The following is a 23,582-nucleotide window of genomic DNA, read 5'->3' as shown; positions in this document are numbered from 1 at the left end:
ATTATTCTACGTCTAATTTATACTTAGAGGTATCCATACCAAAGCTTAGACCTTTGCTATCTACCAATTCTTCCAATTCGGATAATGATTTTTTACCGAAGTTTCTGAATTTCATTAAATCAGACTTTGCGAAAGAAACTAGTTCTCCTAGTGTTTCTACTTCCGCGGCTTTTAAACAGTTTAATGCTCTAACCGATAAATCCAAGTCTACTAATTTAGTTTTTAGTAGTTGGCGCATATGTAGAGCTTCTTCATCATATGCTTCACCTGATGCAACTTCTTCAGCTTCTAATGTAATTCTCTCATCCGAGAACAACATAAAGTGATGTATTAAGATTTTTGCTGCTTCGGTTAATGCGTCTTGTGGAGAAATAGATCCGTCGGTAGTAATTTCAAAAACCAATTTTTCATAATCAGTTTTTTGTTCTACACGATAGTTTTCGATTGCATATTTTACGTTCTTAATAGGCGTATAAATAGAATCAATCGCTATTGTTCCGATAGGCGCAGAAGCTTTTTTATTCTCTTCAGCTGGTACGTATCCTCTACCTTTTTCTATAGTAAACGAAATAGTTAAGTTTACTTTAGAATCTAAGTTAGCGATAACCAATTCAGGATTTAATACTTGGAAACCTGAGATAAATTTACCTAAATCACCTGCTGTTAATTGATCTTGTCCTGAGATAGTTGCAGTTACATTTTCAGCATCTGATTCATCAATTTGTTTTTTGAAACGAACCTTTTTCAGATTAAGAATAATTTCTGTAACGTCTTCCACTACCCCTGGAATAGTTGAAAACTCATGCTCTACACCTTCTATTTTAATAGAGGTTATTGCATATCCCTCTAAAGAAGATAACAAAACTCTTCTTAATGCGTTTCCAACCGTAATCCCATAACCTGGCTCTAATGGTCGAAACTCAAACTGTCCGAACTGAGTATCAGATTCGATTAAGATTACTTTATCAGGTTTGATGAAATTTAATATAGACATTATTATTTCTGATTTAAGGTTTATTTTGAATACAACTCGACGATCAATAATTCTTTAATATCTTCTGGAATTTGAACGCGTTCTGGTGCTTTGGTAAATGTCCCTGAAGTTTGCTCGTCGTTCCATACTAACCATTCGTACTCTCTACGTGCATGTAAAGAATCTTTAATTGTTTGTAAAGATTTTGACTTTTCTCTTACTGCCACTACATCTCCTTCTTTTAATTGGTATGATGGGATGTTTACGATATTTCCGTTTACAGTAATATGCTTGTGAGATACTAATTGACGAGCAGCACTACGTGTAGGTGCAATCCCTAAACGGTACACTACGTTATCTAAACGAGACTCACACAATTGTAACAATACTTCACCGGTAATCCCTTTAGAAGCATTTGCTTTTTTGTACATATTCTCGAACTGACGTTCTAAAATCCCGTACGTATATTTTGCTTTTTGTTTTTCAGCTAATTGAATTGCGTACTCAGATTTTTTTGATCTTCTTTTGTTTGGTCCGTGTTGTCCTGGAGGATACTTCTTCTTTTCGAATGATTTATCATCACCAAAAATGGTTTGACCAAATTTTCTTGCAATTTTTGTTTTAGGTCCTGTATATCTTGCCATGATTCTTTTGCTTAATACTAATTAATAACTATTATACTCTACGTTTTTTCGGTGGACGACATCCGTTGTGTGGTAATGGAGTAACATCCACAATTTCTGAAACCTCGATCCCACCATTATGAATAGTTCTAATAGCAGACTCACGACCCTGTCCTGGTCCTTTAACGAAAACTTTCACTCTTCTTAACCCTGCTTCGTATGCAGTGGAAGTTGCATCTTGTGCTGCTACTTGTGCTGCATATGGAGTATTCTTTTTAGAACCACGGAAACCCATTTTACCCGCAGATGACCAAGAAATAACTTCACCGTTTTTATTTGTTAAAGTTATAATAACATTATTAAACGATGCTTGAATATGAGCTTGTCCCGTAGCCTCTACTACGACCTTTCTTTTCTTAACTACTTTTGTATTTTTTGCCATGATCCTATTTATTATTTAGTGGCTTTTTTCTTGTTAGCAACTGTTTTCTTTTTACCCTTTCTAGTACGAGAATTGTTTTTTGTTCTCTGTCCTCTTAATGGTAAACCTAATCTGTGACGAATTCCTCTTGTACATCCGATGTCCATTAAACGTTTGATGTTTAATTGAACTTCTGATCTCAATTCTCCTTCTACTTTGATGCCCTCGTTAATCGAGTTACGAATTGCATTGATTTCATCATCTGTCCATTCGCTAACCTTCTTGTCTTCAGAAATGTTATTTTCTGCTAAAATTCTAGAAGCGGTACTTTTGCCAACTCCGTAAATGTATGTAAGTCCGATTACCCCTCTTTTGTTTTTTGGTAAATCTACACCTGAAATTCTTGCCATAATCTAAATAATTAACCTTGTCTTTGTTTAAATTTCGGATTCTTTTTGTTGATCACATACAAACGTCCTTTTCGACGTACAATCTTACAGTCAGCGCTACGCTTTTTGATAGATGCTCTAATTTTCATTACTCTTATTTTTTTAATAGTCCAATAGAGTTAATGCTATCCACTAACTCTATTATCAGTCATTTATTATTTATTTTTAAAATTCTATTTAAAATTAGTATCGATAAGAAATACGTCCTTTTGTCAAATCATAAGGAGACATTTCTATTTTCACTTTATCTCCAGGCAACAACTTGATGTAGTGCATACGCATTTTCCCTGATATATTACAAGTTACTACGTGTCCATTTTCCAGCTCTACACGAAACATTGCATTTGATAAAGCTTCTGTTATCGTACCATCTTGTTCGATATGTTTTTGTTTTGCCATCTTTCTTTATTTTCTTGATGTTCTACCAGATGCCATCATACCATCATAATGTTGATTCAATAAATAGGTATTGATTTGTTGTACCGTATCAAGAATTACACTCACCATAATCAGAAGAGAAGTCCCTCCAAAAAACATGGCTAAACTCTGTTCTACGCCCAACAATCTTACTAGTGCTGGTAAAATAGCGACCAAAGTTAATAAAAAAGCACCAGGTAAAGTAATTTTTGACAAAATATCGTCTAAATAATTTGCTGTTTCTCGACCCGGCTTGATTCCTGGTATAATTCCACCGTTTCGTTTTAGGTCTTCTGCCATTTGATTGACTGGTATAGTAATCGCAGTATAGAAAAAAGTAAAAACGATAATGAGCAATCCAAAAATTAAGTTATACTCAAATGTAAATGGATCGGCCATCTTAACAAAAAATTGTTGAATTCTACTGTCACCATCTAGAAAATAACTAGCGATTGTTCCTGGTAAAAACATAATGGCTTGTGCAAAAATAATCGGCATTACACCTGCAGCATTCACTTTTAGAGGGATATACGAACGTACAGAATCTGTTACAGAACGTATATAACTACTGCTACCGGTTTGTGCTCGTCGTACGTATTGTACAGGTACTTTTCGTACGGCAGAAACTATCATGATACAAAAAGCTATTACCAGAATTAGACCAAGAATTTCTAGCAAGAAAAACATTCCGCCAGAGGTATCTGTTTCGAAAGAATTCATTAATGCTCTTGGTAAATCTGCTAAAATCCCTACCATAATCAAAATAGATATACCATTCCCTATTCCTTTATCGGTTATTTTTTCACCTAACCACATCGCAAATATTGTACCCGTTACCAAGATAATGATTGATGGAAACCAGAACCAAAAATTCGATGGTGGCAATAAGTAAAATGCATACCCAGAAGAAGGATCATACGGGAGGATTTGTGATGTTGTCAACGTGAGATAAGCAGGTGCTTGAACCAAACAAATCCCGATGGTTAACCAACGAGTTATCTGATTGACTTTGTTTCGTCCACTTTCTCCTTCTTTTTGTAATTTTTGTATGGAAGGTACTGCCAGTCCCATTAACTGCACCACGATGGAAGCAGAAATATAAGGCATGATTCCCAATGCGAGAATCGAGGCTCTACTAAAAGACCCTCCTGTAAAAGAATTCAACAATCCAAGGATACCCGTTTTACTGTGTGCTTGATCCTCTATAAATCGATTCACTTCATTGATATCAACCCCTGGAAGTGGTACATAAGAACCGAATCTGTATACCAATAACAAAGCAAAAGTTAATAATAACTTTTGCCTTAGTTCTTTAATATTCCAAATATTTTGTAGGGTCTGTATAAAACCTTTCATCCAAAAATATTTACTTCTCGTTAATTAATTCTGCTTTACCTCCAGCTTTTTCGATCGCTTCTTGGGCAGTTTTTGTAAACTTATCTGCTGTAATATTTAATTTGGCAGTCAACTCTCCACGACCTAAGATTTTCACTAAATCGTTTTTGTGTATCAAACCTAATTCTAACATTACTTCCCTGTTCAAGGTATCGGTAATTTTCTTTTCATCTACAAGTGCTTGGATTGTATCTAGATTGATACCTTGATACTCTACACGGTTTATATTTTTGAAACCGAATTTTGGTAAACGTCTTTGTAAAGGCATTTGTCCTCCTTCGAAACCGATTTTTTTAGAGTATCCAGAGCGCGATTTTGCTCCTTTGTGTCCGCGTCCTGCAGTAAGACCGTTTCCACTACCTTCTCCTCTACCTTTACGGAATTTATTTTTTGTTGAACCAGGTGCTGGTTTTAAATTACTTAAATTCATTTTCTAACTCTTTTAAAGATTAAAAGCGCTTAGGCCTTTTCTACTTCTACTAAATGTTGAACTTTACGGATCATTCCTTCGATCTGAGGGGTAGCGTCATGTTCAACTACTTGATTTAATTTGGTTAACCCCAAAGCTATTAAAGTTGCTTTCTGAGATTTTTCACGATTAATAGCACTACGTACCTGTTTTACTCTTACTTTGCTCATGAAATTATTTTTTACCCGTTGAACACTTGACTAACTGAAATTCCGCGTTGACGAGCTACTTCTTCCGCACTTCTCAAAGATAATAAAGCGACAAAGGTAGCTTTAACCGCATTGTGTGGGTTCGACGAACCTTTCGATTTTGATAACACATTACGCACCCCCGCAGATTCTAACACTGCACGTACAGTACCACCCGCAATTACCCCGGTACCTTCAGCTGCCGGACGGATGAAGACTTGCGCCCCACCGTAACGAGCTTCTTGCTCATGGGGAATTGTTGCACCTTGTAATGGAATACGGATTAAGTTTTTCTTAGCATCTTCGATCGCTTTTGCAATAGCAGATGCTACGTCTTTAGACTTACCTAAACCATAACCTACTACTCCATTCATATCTCCTACGACAACGATTGCCGAGAAACCAAATGCACGTCCACCTTTTGTTACTTTTGTTACACGTTGTACTCCAACTAAGCGATCTTTAAGATCTAATCCTATTGGCTTTACTCTTTCTACGTTATTGAATCCTAACATAATTTCTTTTCTTCTTTTTTAGAATTTTAATCCACCTTCTCTAGCTCCATCTGCTAAAGCTTTGATTCTACCATGATAAACGAAACCATTGCGATCAAATACAACTGCTTCTACTCCTTTTGCTTTTGCTTTCTCTGCCAAAGCTTTCCCTACTGATGCAGAAACTTCTGTTTTATTTCCTGCCGCAATTCCTTTCTCACGTGATGATGCTGATACCAAGGTAGTTCCTGTGTTATCATCAATAATTTGTGCGTAGATTTCTTTGTTTGATCGGTAAACTGATAAACGTGGTTTTTCAGCTGTACCAAAAATATTGCGACGTACGCGTCTTTTTATTTTTTGTCTTTTTTCTACTTTAGATAATGCCATTTTTTACAAGTTTTTACGCAGATTTACCTGCTTTTCTTCTTACTATTTCACCAACAAATTTGATACCTTTTCCTTTATAAGGCTCTGGTTTACGGAAAGAGCGGATTTTCGCTACTATCATCCCTAATAATTGCTTGTCGTGTGAGCTTAAAATTACAATTGGGTTTTTCCCTTTTTCAGTTACAGTCTCTACCTTCACTTCTTCCGGCATCTCCATAATGATGTTATGAGAAAATCCTAATGACATATCTAATTTTTGTCCTTGGTTAGATGCTCTATACCCAACCCCAACCAATTCTAAACTAGTTTTGAAACCTTCCGTTACTCCTACTACCATATTGTTAATAAGAGCTCGATACAATCCGTGTAACGAACGATCTTCTTTCGAATCTGACGGACGAACTACCGTCAACACTCCGTCTTCTATTTTCACATCAAATCCTTCTTTCAACTCTTGAGTCAAAGATACGTTACCGTTTTTCACTGTTACAACATTATCTTTAAACTCTACGTTAGCTGATGAAGGTAATGTAATTTGTGCGTTTCCTATTCTAGACATAATTTCTTCTGCGTTAATAGATTAATAAACAAAACATAATACTTCACCACCTACGTTTTCTCTACGTGCCTGTTTGTCTGTCATCACACCACGAGAGGTTGATATAATGGCAACACCTAAACCGTTTAAAACGCGAGGCAATTCCTTCGCTCCTGCATACTGACGCAAACCAGGAGACGAAGCTCTTTGAAGCTTTTTAATTGCTGGTTGCTTAGTTAATTTGTCATACTTCAATGCAATTTTGATTGAGTGATGACCCTTCTCATTAGTCTCGAATTTATAATTCAAGATGTAACCTTGCTCAAAAAGAATTCTTGTGATTTCTTTTTTCAAGTTCGACGCAGGAATCTCCACAACTTTGTGCCCTGCCATCATTGCATTTCTTACTCGGGTAAGAAAATCTGAAATTGGATCTGTGTACATAAATAATTCTATAGTATAGAGTTAGCCCTTCTAACTCTACTTTTAGGATTAAACTTTACTATTTAATGCTCTATGCATTTGGGTTGCAAAGATATTTATTTTTTTTTATTCTACAAAATGTGCATCAAATAATTTATTATTAATCGTATTAATTATTAGGGATTAAAATGAAGCATAAAAACAAATCTTATATTTTCTTACACATTATAATCAATCTCAACATTAATTCTTGATGTAATCTTCTTTTTATTCTTAAAAAAAGTTGAATGTCGAAACAATTTATATAAATTTGGTTTGGCTTTAGGGGTATTCTGAAAAGAATTGAGAGAGTCCCTTTGAACCTGATACGATTAACACCGACGTAGGGAAAAGCAATGTCTATGCAATTATTTAATATTTGCAACGCTTTATTTTCGAAGAAAATCCTCTTTAGCCATTAATTGTTTTATCTAAAAAATTATCAATTAATGGAAAATCTAATCATTGAAAATTTACATGCTGTCCGGATAAAAAATCCGCTTGTTCACAACATCACCAATTTTGTGGTGATGAACAATACTGCAAATGTTCTTTTGGCAATTGGCGCATCGCCTGTTATGGTGCATGCACATAAAGAAGTGGAAAATGTTGTCGAAATCTCAAATGCATTAGTCATCAATATCGGAACTCTTGATGATTATTGGGCAGAAAGTATGCTAATTGCAGCAGAAAAAGCAAATCAACTGAATAAGCCTTGGATATTGGATCCTGTTGGAGCTGGAATCTCAACCTTCAGAAACGAACTTATAAAAGAACTGTTACGCTATCATCCTACCGTGGTAAGAGGAAATGCTTCGGAAATTTTAGCTTTAGATAGCTTCGAAACTGTCCAGGGAAAAGGAGTCGACAGTACGCATCAAAGTAATCAAGCGATAAAAGCAGCACACAATTTAAATCAAAAGTTTGGGTCTGTTGTGTGCATTTCAGGTGCTTCAGATTTTATTGTATCCAACAATCTGATTATTGAAATTAAAAATGGTCATGAATTAATGACGAAAGTTACTGGTTTAGGTTGTTCGGCAACAGCTAGTATCGGTGCTTTTATTGGTCTTAATAAAAATCCTTTCCTCGAAACGGTTAGCGGTATGGCTGTATTTAGTTTAGCAGGTGAATTGGCACAGAAAAAAAGTTATGGTCCTGGAACCTTACAAATGAATTTGTATGACACGTTATACCATATATCTGCAAAAGAAATTCGAGCAAACTTAAAAATATCGGTTCATGAAGATTAATCCAACTTTTCCTTATCCTTTGTATTTAGTTATTTCTGAAAAAGATTGTAAGTATCTTCACTGGTTAGATGTTGCAGAGCAAGCAATTATTGGTGGGGTTGACATCATTCAGCTCCGGGAAAAGAATTGCAGTGTCGGCGAGTACATTTCAAAAGCTACATTATTAAAAAATATTACGGACCACTACAATATCCCGTTGATTATTAACGATTCGTTAGAGGTTGCTACCGCTGTTGACTCTTGGGGAATACATGTCGGGCAGGCTGATATATCACCTTCTAAAATTAAGAAAAATACACAAGCTCTAAAACACATTGGTTGGTCTTTAGAAAATATCAAACAATTGGATGATGATGAAATGAAATATGTACATCATTTAGGGGTAAGTCCTATATTTTCGACTCCAACAAAAACCAATACGATTACTGAATGGGGTTTTGATGGATTAAAATTTTTAAAAACTAAAACATCAAAACCTTTGATTGCAATTGGCGGGATTAATGAAAGTAATATTGCTAAAATCATACAAGCAGGCGCAGATAGTGTTGCAATTGTTTCTGCCATTTGCGGAAGTAAAAATCCAAAAAAATCGACCCAAATTTTAAAACAAATTATTAACAATAATGAATACCATGCAAAAACCCTATAGCGTCTTAACAATTGCCGGATATGATGGAAGCGGTGGCGCTGGCATACAAGCTGATACCAAAACAATTTCTGCTCATGGATGTTATGCTACAAATGTATTGACGGCATTGCCTGTTCAAAATACAAAAGGCGTACAAAATATTTACGAAATTCCTGCACAAGCAATTCGTGAACAAATTCTATCCATATTAGAGGATATTTATCCTGATGCAATAAAAATTGGAATGGTTCATAGTGTTGAATTGGTTCATATCATTTCAGAGGAATTAAAAAATTACAATAGACCGATTGTTTATGACCCTGTCATGGTTGCGACCAGTGGACATCGATTAATCAAAGAAGAAACTCTTGAAGCTTGCATAGAAAAACTTTTCCCTTTGGCTACGCTTATTACACCAAATCTTGATGAAGCAAGTATTTTGGTAAATCATAAAATTGATTCTGCTGAATTGATGCTTGCTTATGGAGAAACGATTTTAAATTTAGGTTGTCAGAATCTTTTAATAAAAGGTGGACATCTTCAGCAAGAAAAAATTATCAGTTATTTATTTCAAAAAGAACAACCTGTACAAAGTTATACCTCTCAAAAAATAAAGACAAAAAATACGCATGGTTCAGGTTGCACACTATCTTCTGCAATTGCGTGTAATTTAGCTTTGGGATATTCACTCACACAAAGTGTACAACTAGCACAAGAATATGTTGAACAAGCAATATTAGGAAGTAAAGACCTAGCAATTGGGAAAGGAAATGGACCTCTTAATCATTTATTTAATCCACAAAAATTAAAAACGTATGACATTCACAACTAAAGCATGGGAAACCATCGAACCTATTTACAATGATATTCTAAATATGCCTTTTATAATCGAATTGCAAAATGGCTCATTACCAATAGAGAAATTTCAGTTTTACATGTTACAAGATGCAAAATATTTGGAACATTTTGGACGAGTATTAGCTGCCATTGGATCAAAATCTGAAGACAATCAACAAGCCATCGACTTTTTCGAATTCGGAAAAAACGCATTAATTGTTGAACGTGCTTTGCACGAATCCTATTTTGAGGATTTTGGATTATCGCCAAACATCATCATCGAAACACAACCTGTTTGTCACCATTATTCACATTTCTTAAAAAGTACTGTTGCATTCGAACCTATCGAAATTGCATTAGCAGCTGTTTTGCCTTGCTTTTGGATTTACAAAGAAGTTGGTGATGAAATCATCAAAAATCAAGCAAAAGAAAATAATCCATATCAAAAATGGATAGACACCTATAGTGGAAATGAATTTGGTGAAGGAGTAAGAAAAGCAAAAACTTATGTTGATAAGATTGCAGATGGAGCAACTGAAAAAATAAAAGAGCAAATGTTAGAAGCTTTTGTCAAAGCAAGCGAATTAGAATATCGGTTTTGGGATGCATCTTATAAAAACATCACATGGGAAAGAAAATAAATGCCATCTTTTTTGATTTTGATGGAGTAATCGTAGATAGTCTACAATTGTGGGAGCAGATGTTTGATGAAGTTGTTAAACTATATCATTTGGATACGAAATGTTTGGTAGAAAATGATGGGATGAATTTCACGACAAATGAAGCAATCCAATTGATGTTAGAAAATCAGCAACGCTTCACCAACGCTTTGTCCGCGGAAATAATCGAATGGACAGAAAAATTTTACATCGATAACTTTCATCAGTTATTACGATTAAATGAACATGTTGTTGAAGTATTGGAACATTTAAAAGCCAATCAAATTCAAATTATTCTTGTTTCTAATTCCTCTAAAAGACAAGTCAAGTATGCTTTTGAGCAATTAAAACTTCACTCTTATTTTGATCACACTATTTCAGCAGATGATGTTTCGAAAGGCAAACCAAATGCAGAACCTTATTTAAAAGCTTTATCATTATCCGAAAAACAAATGGAAGAAGTTTTAGTTATTGAAGATTCACTCACCGGAATTAATTCAGCAAAAGTTGCAGGTTTAAATTATAAGATTTACAACAATTCAGCCTTTTGTCTTCACCCAAATTACATAGCAGATTTTAGGGAGTTGATCAAAGATATATAAACCTCACCAAAACAAAAAAACCTTACGCATAGCATAAGGTTTTCTTTATAACTTGCTCTTTGTAATTAGATTACCAAGATGCTTTTTTCACTCCTGGGATTAACCCTTCGTTTGCCATTTCACGGAATGTAACACGAGAAATACCAAATGTTCTCATATATCCTTTAGGGCGACCTGTTATTTTACAACGGTTGTGTAAACGTACAGGCGAAGCGTTTTTAGGAATTCTTTGTAATCCTTCATAGTCACCAGCAGCTAATAAAGCTTCACGTTTTGCTGCATATTTAGCAACTAATTTTGCTCTTTTGCGCTCACGCGCTTTCATTGATTCTTTTGCCATAACTTATTTTTCTTTCGTAAATGGTAAACCAAACTTAGTTAATAAAGCTTTTGCTTCCTTATCAGTTTTTGCAGAGGTCACAAAAGTGATGTCCATCCCTTGGATTTTTTTCACTTTATCGATATTGATCTCAGGGAAAATGATTTGTTCTTTTATCCCTAAGTTATAGTTTCCTCTACCGTCGAAACCATTCGAGCTGATTCCTTGGAAATCACGTACTCGTGGTAAAGCAGCTGTTACCAAACGATCTAAGAATTCGTACATTTTCTCACCACGTAAAGTTACTTTTGCTCCGATTGGCATTCCTTTACGTAATTTGAATGCGGCCTCATCTTTTTTCGAGATGGTTCCTACAGCTTTTTGACCTGTGATAAGTTCTAATTCTTCGATTGCATAATCAACAATTTTTTTATCTGCAGTTGCAGCACCTAAACCTTGTGATAATACAATTTTCTCTAATTTCGGAACTTCCATGATCGATTTGTATCCGAACTCTTCTTTAAGAGCTCCTACAATTTCTTCTTTATATTTAACCTGCGGACGCGGTTTGTAAGTTTTACTCATCATTAAATAGCTTTACCTGTTTTTTTAGAAATTCTTGTTTTCTTTCCGTCCTCTACTTTGTAACCTACTTTTGTAGCTTTACCAGTTTCAGGATCAACTAAAGCCAATTTACAGATATATAAAGGAGCTTCTTTCTCGATTATTCCGCCTTGCGGATTTTGTGCGCTTGGCTTTACACGTTTTTTTGCGATGTTCACCCCTTCAACAATTGCTTTTGCTTTGCCTGGGAATACACGCACTACTGTACCAGTTTTCCCTTTATGAGAACCTGATAAAACAACGACGTTGTCTCCTTTTTTAATTTTTAACTTTGCCATGTTGAATGATTATTTATAATACCTCAGGGGCTAATGATACAATTTTCATATATTCTTTATCACGTAATTCACGTGCTACAGGACCAAATACACGGGTTCCGCGCATTTCACCTTGTGTGTTAAGCAATACACAAGCGTTATCATCGAAACGGATGTATGAACCGTCTTTTCTACGAACTTCTTTCTTCGTTCTAACTACAACAGCTTTAGATACAGCACCTTTCTTAACGTTTCCGTTTGGGGTGGCTTCTTTAATCGCTACAACGATTTTGTCACCAACTGATGCATAGCGTCTTTTGGTTCCGCCTAATACGCGAATGACTAACGCCTCACGAGCTCCTGTGTTATCTGCAACTTTTAATCTTGATTCTTGTTGTAACATAACTTATTTTCTTATTTAGCTCTTTCGATTATTTCTACTACTCTCCATCGTTTGTTTTTAGACAATGGACGAGTCTCCATGATGCGCACAGTGTCACCTTCGTTACAGTCGTTTGTTTCGTCGTGCGCTGTATATTTTTTGGTTTTCAAAACGAACTTTCCGTAGAAAGGGTGTTTTTGTTTCTTGGTTTCAGACACCACAACAGTTTTATCCATTTTGTTTGATGTTACTAAACCAATTCTTTCTTTTCTTAATTTTCTTTCCATCAGATACAAATTTTGTGATTACTGTTGTTTTTGTTTTTCAGTCAAAATTGTTTTTAGACGTGCAACGAGTTTACGTGCATTTCTAATTTCAATTGGGTTAGCAATTGGTGAAATTGCGTGGGTCATTTCCAATTGTTCTAGTGCTTTTTGCTCTTCGGCAATTTTAGCATTTAAATCCTCAATACTAAGATTTCTAATCTCTTCTGTTTTCATTCTGTTCAATTTTAAAAATTATTAGATTGAGTAATCTCTTGCTACAATAAACTTCGTTTTCACAGGTAATTTTTGTGCAGCTAAGCGTAAAGCTTCTTTTGCTACATCCAATGGAACACCTCCTACCTCGAACATGATACGTCCTGGTTTTACAGGAGCTACCCAATATTCAGGTGCACCTTTTCCTTTACCCATACGTACCTCTGCAGGTTTCTTGGTTATTGGTTTATCTGGGAAAATTTTGATCCATAATTGTCCTTCACGTTTCATGTAACGTGTAGCAGCAATACGAGCCGCTTCTATCTGACGAGCAGTAATGAATGCTTCGTCTAAAGTTTTGATCCCAAAAGTTCCGTAAGCCAACTCAGCTCCTCTTTGCGAGTTACCTTTCATCTTACCTTTTTGGGTTTTTCTATATTTTACTCTTCTCGGTGATAACATAATCTACTAATTTTTTAGTTGTTCAACTAATTAACGTTTTCCTCTATTAGAACGTTCACCTCTGTGTGCTCCGCCAGAACGTTTGTTTTGTTTCTTTTGTAGTCCTACAAGTGGAGAAAGCTCACGTTTACCGTATACTTCACCTTTCATAATCCACACCTTGATCCCTAAACGACCGTATGTTGTATGTGCTTCTGAAATATGATAATCGATATCAGCACGGAAAGTTGATAATGGAATACGTCCTTCTTTATACGTTTCAGAACGTGCCATCTCAGCTCCGTTTAAACGCCCAGAAATCTGAATTTTGATTCCTTCTGCGTTCATGCGCATTGCTGATGTCATTGCCATCTTGATTGCTCGACGGTAAGAAATACGATTTTCGATTTGTCTTGCTATGCTGTCACCTACTAAGATTGCATCCAGTTCTGGTCTTTTGATTTCGAAGATATTGATTTGCACCTCTTTACCGGTGATTTTCTTCAACTCTTCTTTTAATTTATCAACCTCTTGTCCTCCTTTACCAATAATGATACCTGGACGAGCTGTTGTTACCGTCACTGTAACCAACTTAAAAGTACGATCGATATAGATACGAGAAACTCCGGCTTTTGATAAACGAGCACGTAAGTACTTACGTACTTTTGCATCTTCTGCAATTCTATCACCATAATCATTTCCACCGTACCAGTTAGAATCCCATCCTCTGATGATTCCTAAACGATTTCCGATTGGATTAGTTTTTTGTCCCATATTTATTGATCTTCTACTTTTTGTTTATCTTCTTTAGTTCCTAATACAATAGTAACGTGGTTAGAACGTTTTCTTATTCTATGTGCTCTACCTTGTGGTGCAGTACGAATTCGTTTTAATTGACGAGCGCTGTCTACTGTAATCGTTTTCACATACAAACCAGCATCTTCAACGTCTGACCCTTCGTTTTTCACTTGCCAGTTGGCAATTGCACTCAACAATAATTTCTCTAATGAAATAGATGCATGCTGTTTAGAGTATTTAAGGATACCTAAAGCTTTCTGAATTTCTTCTCCTCTAATAATATCTGCAACTAATCGCATTTTTCTTGGAGAAGTTGGTACATTATTTAATTTCGCAAAAGCGATTTTTTTGTTCGCTTCTTTGATTGTTTGATTACTTAATCTTTTTCTAGATCCCATGGCCTTCTACTATTTTTTTCCTTTGTTTTTAGCTCCGGCATGACCTCTAAAAGTACGTGTTGGAGCGAACTCACCTAATTTATGACCAACCATATTCTCTGTTACATAAACAGGAATAAATTGTTTTCCATTGTGTACTGCAAATGTTTGACCCACAAAATCTGGAGAAATCATCGAAGCTCTTGACCAAGTTTTGATCACATTTTTACTTCCTGACTCTACGTTGGCCAATACTTTTCTTTCTAATTTATAGTGGATGAATGGTCCTTTTTTTAATGAACGTGCCATAAATTATTTTTTTCTTCTTTCAATAATATACTTGTTAGACGACTTCTTCTTATCACGAGTCTTGTATCCTTTTGCAGGAATACCGTTTCTTGAACGTGGAATACCTCCGGTAGCTCTACCTTCACCACCTCCCATTGGGTGATCCACAGGGTTCATTACCATTGCTCTCGTTCTAGAACGACGTCCTTTCCAACGCGAACGCCCCGCTTTACCTGATACTTCTAACTGGTGATCTGAGTTTGATACAACTCCGATCGTTGCACGACATTCTACCAAAATCATACGAATCTCTCCACTTGGTAACTTAACGATGGCATATTTACCATCACGCGCAACTAATTGCGCATAAGTCCCTGCACTTCTTGCCATAACTGCTCCTTGTCCTGGACGTAATTCTATACATGATATTACGGTTCCTAAAGGAATGTTCTTTAGCTTCATTGTGTTCCCCACTTCTGGCTCTACTGAATCTCCTGAATGGATAGTTTGCCCAGCTTTTAGTCCATTTTGTGCAATCACATATCGCTTCTCACCATCGGCGTATACTAATAAAGCGATGAAAGCTGTTCTGTTGGGGTCATACTGGATAGACTCTACAGTTGCTTCTCCGTCTTTATTGCGTTTGAAGTCGATTATACGATATCTTTGTTTGTGACCACCACCAATGTTTCGCATGGTCATTTTACCAGAATGGTTACGTCCACCCGATTTAGATTTACCTTCGATTAATGTTTTCTCTGGTTTAGCACCTGGTGTTAAAACCGAAAAATCATTAACGATTCTAAAACGTTGTCCTGGGGTGATAGGTTTTAATTTTCTTACTGACATTTTTTAAATCTTAAATTATCCGAACAACTCTATTTCTTGACCTTCAGCTAACTGAACGGTCGCTTTCTTTAATTTATTTGTTTTACCAACCTGAAAACCTGTTTTGGTATAACGTGTTTTCACTTTGGGAGCAGATACCATGGTATTTACTTTTACTACGTCTACACCATAAGCTGCTTCTACAGCGGCTTTGATTTGTAATTTATTCGCATGTGTAACTACATAAAACGAATATTGCCCTAACAACTCAGTTGTATTAGTCGCTTTTTCTGAAATGACTGGTTTAATTAATATTCCCATTTTCGTTTTATTTTCTTAAGTTATCTTGAATAGTTGCCAATGAACCTTCAAAGAATACGATTTGTGATGCATTAATCATATCGTAAATATTCAGCTCTGAATTGTTAACAACTTTCGTTTTCTGTAGGTTTCGAGATGATAGGTAAACATTTTTATTTGGTTCTCCTAAAACAAATAAACTTCTTTTACCTTCTAACCCTAAACCTTTCAATACGTTGATGAATTCTTTTGTTCTTGGAGCTTCGAAACTGAAGTCTTCAATTACTTTGATTTCATTATCAGCTAATTTTTGTGACAACACTGATTTTTTAGCCAAACGTTTTTGTGCCTTATTCAATTTGAAAGAGTAGTTTCTTGGTCTTGGCCCAAAGATTCTACCTCCCCCACGAAAGACAGGAGACTTGATCGACCCTGCACGTGCAGTACCTGTTCCTTTTTGTTTTTTGATTTTACGGGTAGATCCCGCAACCTCATTACGTTCTTTCGCTTTATGTGTTCCTTGACGTTGAGCAGCTAAATATTGTTTAACTTCTAACCACACTGTGTGCGTAGATGGCTCAACTCCGAAAACCGCTTCGTCTAACGAAACTTTTCTTCCGGTTTCTTTTCCTTCTATATTTAATACTGCTACTTCCATCTTCTTACAATTACGTATGAATTTTTAGGACCTGGTACAGCACCCTTAACAATTAAAAGGTTTTGTTCCGTATCCACTTTTAATACTTCCAAATTTTGTACTGTAACTTGCTTTCCACCCATTCTTCCTGCCATACGCATACCTTTAAATACGCGAGATGGATCCGAACCAGCTCCAATAGATCCTGGCGCTCTCAAACGATTGTGCTGACCATGAGTTGCCTGACCAACACCACCAAACCCGTGACGTTTAACAACCCCTTGAAATCCTTTACCTTTTGACGTACCAGTCACACTTACATACTCACCTTCTTGGATCAAGTCAACTTTTACTTCATCCCCTAGGTTTAATGTGTCTACCCACTTGTCACCATAAAATTCTACCAATTTACGTTTTGGCGTCGTTCCAGCTTTCTTGAAATGACCTTTCAAAGCGGCAGAGGTGTTTTTCTCTTTTGCGTCATCGAAACCAAGCTGAACAGATTTATACCCGTCCTTCTCCTCGGTTCTGACCTGTGTTACAACGCAAGGCCCTGCTTGAATGATTGTACATGGAATATTCTTCCCGTTCTCATCAAACAGACTTGTCATCGCAACTTTTTTTCCAATGATACCTGACATTTTGTTAAATAATGTTATTAAATTTTACATAAATATTCCTAGGTCAAAGGTTTGCATATTGACACCAATAAGCACTCTTCTCCCTAAAAATAGTGTGCAAATTTATGAATTTATTTGTAAACCACAAACTTATCTAGAATATTTTATTGTTTTTTATGATATTTTTTCTTTTCCCGACTTCTTATTGATCAGAATGAGTTACCTGTGAATCGAAATTAATATGAATGTTTATTTATCGAATAGGCTAAAGGTAATTTTCCTTCAACTTTCAACTACTATACTAGCTTTCTATCGATTATTTTTTAGAAAAATGTTATAACTAATAAAATAGAACATAAATATTTAATTATCGCGACAAAGGAATTTCCTAAACCTTGAATTCCATCTTACTATAAAAAGAAGCATTTTCTTTTACAAAACTCACTTGTGGCATTTTTTTTTAGAATGATTTACCATTTTTGTATTCCTGATATATAAAAAAACCTCGTTGTTAGCAACGAGGTTTTAGATTTATATTGTAGAATCTACTACACTTTAATTTCTACTTCTACACCACTTGGTAGCTCTAGTTTCATCAAAGCATCTACTGTTTTAGCAGACGATGAATAGATATCCAATACACGTTTGTGTGCAGATAGTTGAAATTGTTCACGTGCTTTTTTATTTACGTGAGGCGAACGTAGAACTGTAAAGATACGTTTGTGTGTCGGTAATGGAATTGGTCCATTCACTACAGCACCGGTAGCTTTCACAGTTTTTACGATTTTATCAGCTGATTTATCAACTAAGTTATAATCGTATGATTTTAATTTTATTCTTATTTTTTGACTCATTTCTTAAATTATTAAGCGTTACCTTTAGCTTTCTCGATTACTGCTTCAGCAATATTTGTTGGAGCCGCTGCGTAATGATCAAACTCCATTGTAGAGGTTGCACGTCCAGAAGATAATGTACGTAATGCAGTTACATAACCAAACATCTCAGAAAGTGGTACCAATGCTTTGATCACTTTCGCGTTGTTACGGTCATCCATACCCGATACTTGTCCACGTCGTCTGTTCAAGTCACCTACGATGTCTCCCATGTTTTCTTCTGGCGTTAATACTTCCAGCTTCATGATTGGTTCTAGAATTGTTGCACCTGCAGCTTTTGCAGCAGCTTTGTATCCCATTTGAGCTGCTAATTCAAACGATAATTGATCCGAGTCAACTGCGTGGTAAGAACCATCTGTAAGGGTAACTTTTAATGAATCCATCTCGAAACCAGCCAATGGTCCATTCTTCATAGCCATTTTGAATCCTTTTTCGATTGAAGGGATAAATTCTTTCGGAACGTTACCACCTTTAATCTCTGATATGAATTCTAATCCAACTTTACCTTCGTCTGCAGGTTCCATTGTAAATACAATATCCGCAAATTTACCACGTCCACCTGATTGTTTTTTGTAAACTTCACGGTGAGTTGCTGGTTTTGTAAACGCTTCTTTGTATTCTACTTGAGGTTCTCCTTGGTTAACTTCTACCTTGAACTCTCGTTTTAAACGATCGACAATGATATCTAAGTGTAATTCACCCATCCCCGAAATAACAGTTTGCCCTGAAGCTTCATCTGTTTTCACTTGGAAAGTTGGATCTTCCTCTGCTAGTTTAGCTAAAGCCATCCCTAACTTATCGACATCTGCTTTTGTTTTAGGTTCTACAGCGATACCGATTACAGGGTCTGGGAATTTCATCGATTCTAGTACGATAGGATTCTTTTCATCACACAATGTGTCTCCTGTTTTGATATCTTTAAATCCTACTGCCGCACCAATATCTCCTGCCTCAATAAATTCGATTGGTTCTTGTTTTTGTGCGTGCATTTGGAAGATACGAGAAATACGCTCTTTGTTACCAGAGCGTGTGTTCAACACGTACGAACCTGCGTCCAAATGTCCTGAGTAAGCACGGAAGAATGCTAAACGACCTACGAATGGATCAGTAGCAATCTTAAACGCTAATGCCGAGAAAGGCTCGTTCACAGAAGGTTTGCGTGTAATCGGCTCTTCTGTTCTAGGATCAACCCCTGGAATAGCTTCTTTATCTAATGGTGATGGTAAGTAGCGACAAACTGCGTCTAACATGAATTGTACTCCTTTGTTTTTGAACGATGAACCACAAGTCATTGGGATAATAGACATATCCAATGTTGCAGCACGTAGAGCGTTATGGATTTCGTCCTCTGTAATAGAAGATTCGTCTTCCATAAATTTCTCTAACAAGTCTTCATCGTAAGCAGCTACTTCCTCGATTAATTGTGCACGGTACTGTTTTACATCATCAGCCATTTCAGCTGGAATGTCTACGATATCGAACGTCATACCATGATTTTCATCATGCCATACCATCGCACGGTTTTTTACCAAGTCAACGATACCTTTAAAGTCTGCCTCATCACCAATTGGTAAAACGATTGGCACAGCATTCGACCCTAACATATCTTTTACTTGCTGACAAACACCTAAAAAGTTTGCTCCCTGACGGTCCATCTTATTTACAAACCCCATACGTGGAACTTTGTAATTATCGGCTAAACGCCAGTTGGTTTCCGATTGCGGCTCTACTCCGTCTACTGCAGAGAACAAGAACACTAATCCGTCTAACACACGAAGTGAACGGTTTACCTCAACGGTAAAATCAACGTGACCTGGAGTATCGATGATATTGAAATGATATTCTTGTGCACCAGGAAGTGGTTTACCTTGTTCTGTCGGGAACTTCCATTTACAGGTTGTTGCTGCAGAAGTAATGGTAATTCCACGCTCTGCTTCCTGCTCCATCCAGTCCATGGTAGCAGACCCTTCATGCGTTTCTCCCAACTTATGGTTTTTCCCCGTATAGAAAAGTATACGCTCTGTAGTGGTTGTTTTTCCTGCATCGATATGTGCAGCAATCCCAATATTTCTGGTATATAATAAGTTTCTTGCCATGACTGATTAGAATCTAAAGTGTGAAAATGCTTTGTTAGCTTCAGCCATTTTATGCGTATCTTGACGCTTTTTAAAAGCTGAACCTTCTTCTTTTGCTGCTGCAATAATTTCACCCGCTAATTTTTGGGCCATTGATTTTTCATTACGCTTACGAGAGTAAGAAATTAACCACTTCATAGCAGTCGAAATCTTACGGTCTGGACGTATTTCCATCGGGATTTGGAATGTTGCTCCACCTACACGACGAGAACGAACTTCTACGTGTGGCATTACATTAGACAGCGCGTCTTTCCAAATTTCTAATGCTGATTTCTCTTCATCTTCTTTGCGTTGCTCTACAATATCTAGTGCATCATAGAAAATCTTAAAAGCTACAGATTTCTTACCATCATACATTAGATTGTTCACGAAACGAGTTACTAACTGATCATTAAATTTAGGATCCGGAAGTAAAGGTCTTTTTTTAGCTCTTGTCTTTCTCATTGTTCCTTAAATTTATTTTTTAGCTTCTTTTGGACGTTTCGCTCCATACTTACTTCTACGCTGTGTACGTCCGTTTACTCCAGCAGTATCCAATGCTCCACGTACAATGTGGTAACGAACACCTGGTAAGTCTTTTACTCTTCCTCCTCTCACCAATACTATCGAGTGCTCTTGTAAGTTGTGACCTTCACCACCGATGTACGCATTTACTTCTTTCCCATTGGTTAACCTTACACGAGCTACTTTACGCATAGCCGAGTTTGGTTTCTTTGGGGTAGTCGTATAAACACGCGTACATACTCCGCGACGTTGTGGACATGACTCCAAAGCAGCCGATTTACTCTTCTTGGTTAGAGTTTTTCTACCTTTTCTAACTAATTGTTGAATTGTTGGCATACTAATTAAATATTCCTTTTTATTATTAAAATCCCATTTTTGGGCATGCAAAATTACAAAAAAATATTTCTAAAAAAAAATATTTCTTAGTTATTTTACATTGATTATGATATTATTACCGTGCATCTCAACCATATTTTATATTTGATAACCTTCTTTTAACATTCAATAAGAATAAACACCAGAAATTTGTTACCGTTACATTTTATAATACTTACAAAATTAAACACAGTAGATAACACCTAATTTATGGAACAAATTTTTATTATTATTCTGATTACGGTAGTTCTCTTGGCTATACTCGATATTATGGTCGGAGTAAGTAATGACGCCGTAAACTTCTTAAATTCTGCTATCGGATCAAAAGCTGCAAGTTTTAGAACAATCATGATTATTGCTTCTTGTGGTCTTCTCTTCGGAGCAATCTTCTCGAGTGGTATGATGGAAATTGCTCGGAGTGGTATTTTCGTTCCCTCTATGTTCTCCTTTTATGATGTGATGATTATTATGCTCACCGTAATGATTGCCGATGTCATTTTGCTCGATTTGTTCAACTATATCGGCTTCCCTACCTCGACAACCGTTTCGATTATCTTCGAGCTCCTCGGTGCTGCAACTTGTTTGGCTTTTATCAAAGTTCTCAATAGCGATCAAGCTCTATATACAGTACTCGATTATATCAATACCGAGAAAGCTTCGGAGATAGTTGTCAGCATTGTTCTTTCGGTATTCCTTTCGTTTATTGTAGGCTCTTTTGTACAATACGTTACGCGTTTTATTTTCACGTTCAATTCAGAAGCGAGAATCAAACGTTATGGAGGGATTTTGGGAGGAGTTGCTATCACTGCTATATCTTTTTTCATCTTGATAAAAGGTGCTAAAAATTTAACTTTTATTAGTGACAATGCGAAAGACTGGATTGCCCATAATCAGTTATTATTGATCGGAATCAACTTCGTTTTTTGGACCATTGTTTCCCAAATTCTTATTATCTTAAAAATCAACATTCTGCGTATCATTATTTTGATCGGAACCTTTGCTTTGGCTTTGGCTTTCGCCGGAAACGATTTGGTAAACTTTATTGGTGTGCCGATTGCTGCTTTACAATCGTACGATATTTTCCAAGCGTCGGGCGTAACCGATCCACATACTTTTATGATGGGTGACTTGGCAAATAGCGATATTGTAGCGCCAGTTTATTATTTAATAATTGCCGGAGTCATAATGATCATTACTTTATGGACTTCTAAGAAAGCAAAAAATGTTATTCAGACCGAATTGAGTTTGAGTAAACAAGATGAAGGAACCGAAAAATTCAACCCAAATTTTTTATCGCGTGCCATTGTTCGTGCTGTGATTTTGTTAGGAAATGTAGTGGATAAAATCTTACCAAAATCTTTTCAATTACGTGTCGAGAAACGATTCGAAAAACCTCAGAAACAAAAAACATTACAAATAGAAACTACCGACGAAGAAGCTTTTGATATGATTCGTGCTTCGGTAAACCTATTGGTGGCATCAATCCTGATTTCGATTGGTACTTCACTAAAATTACCACTTTCTACAACCTACGTAACCTTTATGGTGGCAATGGGTACTTCTTTTGCAGACCGTGCTTGGGATCGTGATAGTGCTGTTTTCCGTGTTGCAGGAGTTTTCAATGTGATTGGAGGTTGGTTTTTGACCGGTATTTCTGCTTTCATGATGGCAGCCATTATCTCTCTCACCATGTATTATGGCGGAACTGTAGGTATTATTGGGATGATTATTGTGCTGGGAATTATTCTTTTCCGTTCGCATAAAAGCTATGAGGATAAAAGCAAAGTAAAAGAAGAAGTCTTGGTAAGTTTCACAGAAGAAGATATCGATTCTGTACAAAAGATTTTGGCTAAAAACAAAAAACAAATCGGTAAAGCATTATCAAAAATAGCGGATAATTTCGCCTTATCAGTAAAAGGAATTGACCAAGAGAACCTTGGCTTTCTGAATGAAAACAAAAAGAAAATCAAAAAGTTAATTACATCTATAGAAGATCTAAAGATTAATTTCTACCGAATTCTTCGCAATATGGATCAATCGAATATCAATTCGAGTAAGATTTTCGTTCAGTCTTTTGGGTATATACAGAATATCATCATCAGTATCAATTTCATCAACACTTCTATCCATACCTATATCTATAACAATCATCGACAATTGAAACCTGAGCAAATAGGAGATCTAAAGACAATCAACACGGCATATAAAAAGATGATGTATTACATCTCTAAACGTTTCTTAGAAGATGATTTGAACAATCTAAGTGGCATAGAGCCTCTACGAAAAGATTTTGACGAAGCATTGAATATAGCAATTAGTAACCAAATAGCACGAATCCAGTGTGATAATATCAGTCAGAAAAGTTCTACTTTGTATTTTACCATTCTTACCGAAATAGAATATTCAGCAGACCGTGTAGAAAAATTAGTGAGATTATACAAAGGAATCGACCAGCAAATAAATGATTAATTCCATAGTTTAATTTACATTAATTTAACATTCAAATAGTGATTTTTGTGCCTTCAAA

General features: G+C 36.1%; 37 protein-coding genes and 1 riboswitch. Of the genes, 6 read left to right on the top strand and 31 right to left on the bottom strand.

What is annotated here, in order from left to right; genetic code table 11:
• Position 1: 1 nt before the first annotated feature.
• The 13 genes from HMPREF2660_RS10245 to rpsH all read right to left on the bottom strand — a co-directional run bounded on the left by HMPREF2660_RS10245 (position 2) and on the right by rpsH (position 6,801).
• A complete protein-coding gene (locus tag HMPREF2660_RS10245) occupies positions 2 to 994 on the bottom strand; it encodes a DNA-directed RNA polymerase subunit alpha (RefSeq protein ID WP_013598494.1) in 993 nt (330 codons plus the stop codon).
• 20 nt (positions 995 to 1,014) lie between these two features.
• Positions 1,015 to 1,617: a 30S ribosomal protein S4 gene (gene rpsD / locus HMPREF2660_RS10240; protein WP_013598493.1), complete on the bottom strand. Its 603-nt coding sequence runs from the start codon at positions 1,615 to 1,617 to the stop codon at positions 1,015 to 1,017.
• Between the two features lie 31 nt (positions 1,618 to 1,648).
• Positions 1,649 to 2,038 carry a 30S ribosomal protein S11 gene (gene rpsK / locus HMPREF2660_RS10235; protein ID WP_013598492.1) on the bottom strand — a complete coding sequence of 130 codons (390 nt, stop codon included), beginning with the start codon at positions 2,036 to 2,038 and terminating at the stop codon, positions 1,649 to 1,651.
• 11 nt (positions 2,039 to 2,049) lie between these two features.
• Complete coding sequence (gene rpsM / locus HMPREF2660_RS10230; RefSeq protein ID WP_013598491.1) at positions 2,050 to 2,427, bottom strand: 30S ribosomal protein S13; 378 nt, start codon at positions 2,425 to 2,427, stop codon at positions 2,050 to 2,052.
• An 11-nt stretch (positions 2,428 to 2,438) separates the two neighbouring features.
• Positions 2,439 to 2,555 (bottom strand): type B 50S ribosomal protein L36, encoded by a 117-nt coding sequence (ykgO, locus tag HMPREF2660_RS10825; protein WP_013598490.1) that lies wholly within the window; start codon positions 2,553 to 2,555, stop codon positions 2,439 to 2,441.
• A gap of 94 nt (positions 2,556 to 2,649) precedes the next feature.
• Entirely contained in the window at positions 2,650 to 2,865 is a 216-nt protein-coding gene (infA, locus tag HMPREF2660_RS10225) for a translation initiation factor IF-1 (RefSeq protein WP_013598489.1), read from the bottom strand.
• Positions 2,866 to 2,871: 6 nt separating this feature from the next.
• Entirely contained in the window at positions 2,872 to 4,239 is a 1,368-nt protein-coding gene (gene secY, locus HMPREF2660_RS10220; protein WP_013598488.1) for a preprotein translocase subunit SecY, read from the bottom strand.
• A gap of 10 nt (positions 4,240 to 4,249) precedes the next feature.
• A complete protein-coding gene (rplO, locus tag HMPREF2660_RS10215) occupies positions 4,250 to 4,708 on the bottom strand; it encodes a 50S ribosomal protein L15 (RefSeq protein WP_013598487.1) in 459 nt (152 codons plus the stop codon).
• 29 nt (positions 4,709 to 4,737) lie between these two features.
• Positions 4,738 to 4,917 (bottom strand): 50S ribosomal protein L30, encoded by a 180-nt coding sequence (gene rpmD / locus HMPREF2660_RS10210; protein WP_013598486.1) that lies wholly within the window; start codon positions 4,915 to 4,917, stop codon positions 4,738 to 4,740.
• Between the two features lie 11 nt (positions 4,918 to 4,928).
• Positions 4,929 to 5,450 (bottom strand): 30S ribosomal protein S5, encoded by a 522-nt coding sequence (rpsE, locus tag HMPREF2660_RS10205; protein WP_013598485.1) that lies wholly within the window; start codon positions 5,448 to 5,450, stop codon positions 4,929 to 4,931.
• Between the two features lie 18 nt (positions 5,451 to 5,468).
• Positions 5,469 to 5,819, bottom strand: coding sequence for a 50S ribosomal protein L18 (gene rplR, locus HMPREF2660_RS10200; protein ID WP_013598484.1), 351 nt, complete (start codon positions 5,817 to 5,819; stop codon positions 5,469 to 5,471).
• Positions 5,820 to 5,832: 13 nt separating this feature from the next.
• Positions 5,833 to 6,378 (bottom strand): 50S ribosomal protein L6, encoded by a 546-nt coding sequence (gene rplF, locus HMPREF2660_RS10195; RefSeq protein WP_013598483.1) that lies wholly within the window; start codon positions 6,376 to 6,378, stop codon positions 5,833 to 5,835.
• Positions 6,379 to 6,399: 21 nt separating this feature from the next.
• Positions 6,400 to 6,801 carry a 30S ribosomal protein S8 gene (gene rpsH / locus HMPREF2660_RS10190; protein ID WP_013598482.1) on the bottom strand — a complete coding sequence of 134 codons (402 nt, stop codon included), beginning with the start codon at positions 6,799 to 6,801 and terminating at the stop codon, positions 6,400 to 6,402.
• Between the two features lie 292 nt (positions 6,802 to 7,093).
• Positions 7,094 to 7,186, top strand: a riboswitch (TPP riboswitch).
• An 82-nt stretch (positions 7,187 to 7,268) separates the two neighbouring features.
• Here rpsH and thiM point away from each other — a divergent pair.
• Genes thiM through HMPREF2660_RS10165 form a run of 5 tightly spaced genes read left to right on the top strand, consistent with a single transcriptional unit; the run spans position 7,269 to position 10,798 of the window.
• Positions 7,269 to 8,072 (top strand): hydroxyethylthiazole kinase, encoded by an 804-nt coding sequence (gene thiM, locus HMPREF2660_RS10185; RefSeq protein WP_070487056.1) that lies wholly within the window; start codon positions 7,269 to 7,271, stop codon positions 8,070 to 8,072.
• Positions 8,062 to 8,721 carry a thiamine phosphate synthase gene (gene thiE, locus HMPREF2660_RS10180; protein WP_013598480.1) on the top strand — a complete coding sequence of 220 codons (660 nt, stop codon included), beginning with the start codon at positions 8,062 to 8,064 and terminating at the stop codon, positions 8,719 to 8,721. The genes thiM and thiE overlap by 11 nt, the downstream gene beginning before the upstream one ends.
• A complete protein-coding gene (gene thiD, locus HMPREF2660_RS10175; RefSeq protein ID WP_013598479.1) occupies positions 8,696 to 9,532 on the top strand; it encodes a bifunctional hydroxymethylpyrimidine kinase/phosphomethylpyrimidine kinase in 837 nt (278 codons plus the stop codon). Before thiE ends, thiD begins: the two co-directional genes overlap by 26 nt.
• Positions 9,516 to 10,178, top strand: coding sequence for a thiaminase II (gene tenA, locus HMPREF2660_RS10170; RefSeq protein ID WP_013598478.1), 663 nt, complete (start codon positions 9,516 to 9,518; stop codon positions 10,176 to 10,178). The genes thiD and tenA overlap by 17 nt, the downstream gene beginning before the upstream one ends.
• Entirely contained in the window at positions 10,163 to 10,798 is a 636-nt protein-coding gene (locus HMPREF2660_RS10165; RefSeq protein WP_013598477.1) for an HAD family hydrolase, read from the top strand. The genes tenA and HMPREF2660_RS10165 overlap by 16 nt, the downstream gene beginning before the upstream one ends.
• Positions 10,799 to 10,868: 70 nt before the next feature.
• Here the strand turns inward: HMPREF2660_RS10165 and rpsN are convergent, their stop codons facing one another.
• The 18 genes from rpsN to rpsL form a co-directional block, all read right to left on the bottom strand.
• Positions 10,869 to 11,138, bottom strand: a complete 270-nt coding sequence (gene rpsN / locus HMPREF2660_RS10160; protein WP_013598476.1) for a 30S ribosomal protein S14 — start codon at positions 11,136 to 11,138, stop codon at positions 10,869 to 10,871.
• Between the two features lie 3 nt (positions 11,139 to 11,141).
• On the bottom strand, positions 11,142 to 11,705 hold the full coding sequence (gene rplE / locus HMPREF2660_RS10155) for a 50S ribosomal protein L5 (protein WP_174254462.1): 564 nt from the start codon (positions 11,703 to 11,705) through the stop codon (positions 11,142 to 11,144).
• Entirely contained in the window at positions 11,705 to 12,019 is a 315-nt protein-coding gene (gene rplX, locus HMPREF2660_RS10150) for a 50S ribosomal protein L24 (protein WP_013598474.1), read from the bottom strand. The genes rplE and rplX overlap by 1 nt, the downstream gene beginning before the upstream one ends.
• Before the next feature lie 13 nt (positions 12,020 to 12,032).
• Positions 12,033 to 12,401 (bottom strand): 50S ribosomal protein L14, encoded by a 369-nt coding sequence (rplN, locus tag HMPREF2660_RS10145; protein WP_013598473.1) that lies wholly within the window; start codon positions 12,399 to 12,401, stop codon positions 12,033 to 12,035.
• Positions 12,402 to 12,412: 11 nt separating this feature from the next.
• The gene (gene rpsQ, locus HMPREF2660_RS10140) at positions 12,413 to 12,670 is read right to left on the bottom strand and encodes a 30S ribosomal protein S17 (RefSeq protein ID WP_041942308.1); all 258 of its coding nucleotides are present in this window, start codon (positions 12,668 to 12,670) and stop codon (positions 12,413 to 12,415) included.
• A gap of 15 nt (positions 12,671 to 12,685) precedes the next feature.
• Positions 12,686 to 12,880, bottom strand: a complete 195-nt coding sequence (gene rpmC / locus HMPREF2660_RS10135; RefSeq protein ID WP_070487055.1) for a 50S ribosomal protein L29 — start codon at positions 12,878 to 12,880, stop codon at positions 12,686 to 12,688.
• Between the two features lie 21 nt (positions 12,881 to 12,901).
• Complete coding sequence (gene rplP / locus HMPREF2660_RS10130) at positions 12,902 to 13,321, bottom strand: 50S ribosomal protein L16 (RefSeq protein ID WP_013598470.1); 420 nt, start codon at positions 13,319 to 13,321, stop codon at positions 12,902 to 12,904.
• 30 nt (positions 13,322 to 13,351) lie between these two features.
• A complete protein-coding gene (gene rpsC / locus HMPREF2660_RS10125; protein WP_013598469.1) occupies positions 13,352 to 14,074 on the bottom strand; it encodes a 30S ribosomal protein S3 in 723 nt (240 codons plus the stop codon).
• A gap of 2 nt (positions 14,075 to 14,076) precedes the next feature.
• On the bottom strand, positions 14,077 to 14,496 hold the full coding sequence (rplV, locus tag HMPREF2660_RS10120; RefSeq protein ID WP_013598468.1) for a 50S ribosomal protein L22: 420 nt from the start codon (positions 14,494 to 14,496) through the stop codon (positions 14,077 to 14,079).
• A 9-nt stretch (positions 14,497 to 14,505) separates the two neighbouring features.
• Positions 14,506 to 14,784, bottom strand: a complete 279-nt coding sequence (rpsS, locus tag HMPREF2660_RS10115; RefSeq protein ID WP_013598467.1) for a 30S ribosomal protein S19 — start codon at positions 14,782 to 14,784, stop codon at positions 14,506 to 14,508.
• A gap of 3 nt (positions 14,785 to 14,787) precedes the next feature.
• Entirely contained in the window at positions 14,788 to 15,612 is an 825-nt protein-coding gene (rplB, locus tag HMPREF2660_RS10110) for a 50S ribosomal protein L2 (protein WP_013598466.1), read from the bottom strand.
• Positions 15,613 to 15,627: 15 nt separating this feature from the next.
• A complete protein-coding gene (rplW, locus tag HMPREF2660_RS10105) occupies positions 15,628 to 15,912 on the bottom strand; it encodes a 50S ribosomal protein L23 (protein ID WP_070487053.1) in 285 nt (94 codons plus the stop codon).
• A 7-nt stretch (positions 15,913 to 15,919) separates the two neighbouring features.
• On the bottom strand, positions 15,920 to 16,549 hold the full coding sequence (gene rplD / locus HMPREF2660_RS10100) for a 50S ribosomal protein L4 (RefSeq protein WP_013598464.1): 630 nt from the start codon (positions 16,547 to 16,549) through the stop codon (positions 15,920 to 15,922).
• Complete coding sequence (gene rplC, locus HMPREF2660_RS10095) at positions 16,540 to 17,169, bottom strand: 50S ribosomal protein L3 (protein ID WP_013598463.1); 630 nt, start codon at positions 17,167 to 17,169, stop codon at positions 16,540 to 16,542. Before rplC ends, rplD begins: the two co-directional genes overlap by 10 nt.
• Positions 17,170 to 17,696: 527 nt before the next feature.
• The gene (gene rpsJ / locus HMPREF2660_RS10090; RefSeq protein WP_013598462.1) at positions 17,697 to 18,002 is read right to left on the bottom strand and encodes a 30S ribosomal protein S10; all 306 of its coding nucleotides are present in this window, start codon (positions 18,000 to 18,002) and stop codon (positions 17,697 to 17,699) included.
• Positions 18,003 to 18,013: 11 nt separating this feature from the next.
• Positions 18,014 to 20,137, bottom strand: a complete 2,124-nt coding sequence (gene fusA, locus HMPREF2660_RS10085; protein WP_070487052.1) for an elongation factor G — start codon at positions 20,135 to 20,137, stop codon at positions 18,014 to 18,016.
• Positions 20,138 to 20,143: 6 nt separating this feature from the next.
• Entirely contained in the window at positions 20,144 to 20,620 is a 477-nt protein-coding gene (gene rpsG / locus HMPREF2660_RS10080; RefSeq protein WP_013598460.1) for a 30S ribosomal protein S7, read from the bottom strand.
• Positions 20,621 to 20,632: 12 nt separating this feature from the next.
• Positions 20,633 to 21,016, bottom strand: coding sequence for a 30S ribosomal protein S12 (rpsL, locus tag HMPREF2660_RS10075; RefSeq protein WP_013598459.1), 384 nt, complete (start codon positions 21,014 to 21,016; stop codon positions 20,633 to 20,635).
• Positions 21,017 to 21,265: 249 nt separating this feature from the next.
• Here rpsL and HMPREF2660_RS10070 point away from each other — a divergent pair, with 249 nt between their 5' ends.
• Positions 21,266 to 23,524, top strand: coding sequence for an inorganic phosphate transporter (locus HMPREF2660_RS10070; protein WP_070487050.1), 2,259 nt, complete (start codon positions 21,266 to 21,268; stop codon positions 23,522 to 23,524).
• Positions 23,525 to 23,582: the final 58 nt, after the last annotated feature.

Origin of the sequence: Weeksella sp. HMSC059D05 (genome assembly GCF_001809725.1) — a bacterium.
Taxonomy (GTDB): Bacteria; Bacteroidota; Bacteroidia; order Flavobacteriales; family Weeksellaceae; genus Weeksella; species Weeksella virosa.
This window is presented reverse-complemented; position numbering and strand designations above follow the sequence as displayed.